The organism is Chamaesiphon sp. OTE_20_metabat_361 (genome assembly GCF_031364565.1).
Genome location: NZ_JANLWO010000750.1, coordinates 1 through 3,467 on the forward strand (window position 1 = coordinate 1; position 3,467 = coordinate 3,467).

The 3,467-nt window shown below is 47.6% G+C and carries 5 protein-coding genes; 2 read left to right on the plus strand and 3 right to left on the minus strand.

From position 1 onward, the window contains the following. The first annotated feature begins 318 nt into the window (after positions 1 to 318). Entirely contained in the window at positions 319 to 498 is a 180-nt protein-coding gene (locus RMO35_RS21285; RefSeq protein ID WP_309744028.1) for a chlorophyll a/b-binding protein, read from the plus strand. Between the two features lie 91 nt (positions 499 to 589). Here RMO35_RS21285 and RMO35_RS21290 read toward each other — a convergent pair whose 3' ends face one another. Beyond that, positions 590 to 1,549, minus strand: a complete 960-nt coding sequence (locus tag RMO35_RS21290; RefSeq protein WP_309744030.1) for a Ycf66 family protein — start codon at positions 1,547 to 1,549, stop codon at positions 590 to 592. A 284-nt stretch (positions 1,550 to 1,833) separates the two neighbouring features. Then, positions 1,834 to 1,953, minus strand: coding sequence for a photosystem II reaction center X protein (locus RMO35_RS21295; protein ID WP_309744032.1), 120 nt, complete (start codon positions 1,951 to 1,953; stop codon positions 1,834 to 1,836). Positions 1,954 to 2,220: 267 nt separating this feature from the next. Here RMO35_RS21295 and RMO35_RS21300 point away from each other — a divergent pair, with 267 nt between their 5' ends. After that, on the plus strand, positions 2,221 to 2,946 hold the full coding sequence (locus RMO35_RS21300) for a DUF4157 domain-containing protein (RefSeq protein WP_309744036.1): 726 nt from the start codon (positions 2,221 to 2,223) through the stop codon (positions 2,944 to 2,946). A 277-nt stretch (positions 2,947 to 3,223) separates the two neighbouring features. Here the strand turns inward: RMO35_RS21300 and RMO35_RS21305 are convergent. Then, on the minus strand, positions 3,224 to 3,467 hold a 244-nt coding region (locus RMO35_RS21305), incomplete at its 5' end, for an EVE domain-containing protein (RefSeq protein WP_309744034.1).

Sequence of the window (3,467 nt, forward strand, 5' to 3'; positions counted from 1 at the left end):
CAACAAATGTTATTGTTAATTCTAGTTCGTTAAGTTTAGTCTCAATTCTTGTCAAACTCCATCAGTGGGATTACCAGTTGTGAGTATTTAGGAAATATTCGATCTGGCGCTCTACGTGATTTCACTTACTTTGTCAATCTTTAGTGTTTGCTGTGTACTTATCTATATTGTTATCTATGTTCTTATAAATGTTTGTGATGACATCACAGTACAATCGTCGATCTCGATCGCACATTTACTGTAAATGGCGATGTGAGTAGGTTTGGAGATATATTAAGATCGAAATGACTCAAATAAATTCAGAGGTAAAGACCGATCGTGACCATCAAAACACAAACAGACACTCAGATTGCCACGCCCGCTGTCGAACCTAGTTTTGGCTGGAATGCTTATGCCGAGACTGTCAACAGCCGCTTTGCCATGATCGGCTTCGTCATATTATTGGTGATAGAACTAGTAACAGGGCAAGATTTGTGGACGTGGTTGGGATTGCGGTAGCGTTATATCACTTAGCATACCCACGAATTAAAAAACACGCTCTCTAGGGCTAAGCTGCCTCAGAAAGCGTGTTTTTAAGCTAAATGTACTTTTAATAGCGATCGGGGAAAACGATCGGTTCTGGGCCGGATGTCGGCAGTCCTGCTGGCGGATCGATTGGTTCGTAGTCGATATAGTTGGTGGTTGTCCCAGTTTGCCCTGTTGCCGATCGATCCCGAGCTGGCTCCGCTGGGTCGCGCTCTGGACGGCGACGGCGGCGAGGGTTGACATCTGGATCGGCAGTAGCCGTCAGATCCCATTCTCGTTGCGGCGGCTCATCTAAATTATCTTTCAGATAGGCTTCTCTGCGAGAGGCTTCGCCAACGCCAACGGGACGATCCGATCTTCTTCTCGGCGATTGACGTTGCGACTGGGTGCTAGCTAGATCGGCATCTGGTAAGGCGCGGCGCACCTGTACTGGTTCGCCAGAATCATTAGCATCGTTCCAGTCCTCTTCGTCCCAACTTTCATTTTGACGACGATCGAGGTAGCCTACTTCGGTGCGAGCTGGCTCGGCGAGACGGCGGCGCGGGGCTGTCTGAGCAAACCTGTCTTCCGGCAACTCTCTAGTCGCACGACGACTAGAAAACTCTTCTCGGTCTTCGCGTTCGTTGTTATTACGATCGAATCTATCTTTGTTGCGACGATTGCGCCGTTCGGCTGGCGCATATGCTGGCTCATCATCAATCTGAGCTGTGTAACCTTTCCGTGAGGAGGCTTCGCGACCAGCACCGCGACCACCGCCTTTGAGCTGCTTATTTTCGGCACGCACCTGAATAAACTGCCACATGATGGTAATCAGAGAGCCAATCATCAGCATTTGCTGGAAGGCCATTGCTGCGCCTAAATCGTAGCTAGCCACCAGCAAAATACCACAAACAATGCCAATGACAGCATAAATGTTGTCAGACTCTTGATACAGCTCGGGCTTGAACTTGCTGGTCAGAAACAGGCTCAGAGACGCAATAATCAAAACTAGACCAAATAGTGCAGCCGCAGAAATGCCAATCACGGTGATTTCCTCAATGTGTAAAACATAACGGTGTAAACCGTTGGGACATTAAATACTCGATTATGGTAAAAAGCTATTCGATTCTTCGTAGATCTTAGCATTCACCATTAGCTGGTGTCGATCGACTAATTAGAAGCTTCTACTATGGCAAAAACTTCACCACTTCTATTTTGGCTCGATCGCTGCCGTTCGTCCATCCGTAGATCGGCTAATTTTTCCGCAACAAAACCTCAGATCGGTCATCAGACCTAACTGAGGCTAGAATTATCTGACATTGATAAATCTTAGTAGCGTTGAATTTTATCTTTTTGGCTGATGAAGATCAGACCGATCGTCGCAGGGACGACGATAATCAATCCGCCAGCAAGCAGACTATACATAAAATTAGCAAGTGAGGGGGTCATAAATTATTTAGTCCTGTGACTGTGTAAAAGATTCTTTAGATCTAATTCTAGCTATTTAGTTGCACCCTGAGAAGTGTTTGGTAAAATTTGCTTGAGTTGGCCCAACTGCCGAGATCTGTCACCTAGAGCCTAAAGCCTAAAGCCTAAAAACGAGTAGATGTCGCGATCGCGACGATCTCAACCCCAACGGGATTGCTATGATGAGACAGGGGATTTGTAAATCCAGATAAATTCGATTGCTAAATTTACTTCAAGCCGTGTTGAGTGATGATCTCGAATCTGAGAAAGTTCTGTCAATTTTGCTTAGTTATTACCGTCACAGCAGTTGCCATCGTGACATTGCTGTTGCCACACTCATTGCCCGACCGCTTAACTAGCAAAGATTCGACCTTAATCGGTACGATTCAATTGCCCCAGATTCCCAAAGTTGCCGCTCCTAGCTCCGAATTAGCCTGGAGCGAAACTGGTGCTACCATGCTGCCCCTAGCCGCCCAAATCATGGAATTTCGCAATCCCCCTGGCAAAGCGTTGGAGCTAGCTCAGAAGCGATATTTGCGACCGTTATTTGGCGATCTAGTCGATCGCGTCACTGTAGTATACCAAGCCAAACTACTCGATCGTTGGTCGCAGGGCGGTAAGGAAACGCATATTGGTGGTGTCGATTCATCCGCTCAAACTTATTGCAACCGGATTTATATCCGGGCAGGGGATCGACCCCGCGATACCGATCGCTTGGTGCTACTGGCTCACGAACTCACTCATGCCAGACAATGCCAACAAGCTGGCGGCATCAGTCAGTTTGGCGAACGCTACTTCCAAGGTTATTATCGTGGCGGACAAATCTATCAAAATAACCCCCTCGAAAAGTCCGCACGGGCGATGGAGGAAAGATTTACCCATCACTTGTGCGATACCATCGGTTGTCCGCCCCGGAGCGGACGTTATTATGTCAATTACAAAGGCTGGGGAATTAAGTTACCAGTAAATATGTAGTTGGGAGATGGGAGATGGGAGTTGGGAGTTGGGATAGAGGATTCGATCGCTTTTTACGCTGGTGGAGGAGATGCTGAGTCTGCAATTTACAGGATTTGGGTGGCTACTTGTCCGAGGATCGGCATCACCGACAGACGATTGCCTTGTTTGACAACTAGTCTGGTCGTCACAGTAGGGTGGGCATTGCCCACCATCTAGGTTTCAGGCATTATCTATTTAATAAATTTTGCACTACTTACTCAATCGGGGAATAGGGAATAGAGAATTCGGTCGCATTTTACGCTGGTGGAGATGCTGAGTCTGCGATTTCTATGATTTGTGCGGCTACTTGTCTGAGGATCGGCATCACTGATAGACGATTGCCTTGTTTGACAACTAGTAACTGTTCCGGTGTAAACGTCTGGCGGAGAGTTTCTAGGGTCATCTTCGCCCCAAAAGCGCGGACGAATTCGACTTTGACGGTATGCCAGCGAGGGGCGGCTGTGGTGGCTTTGGGGTCGTAATAGTCCCCAGTCGGATCG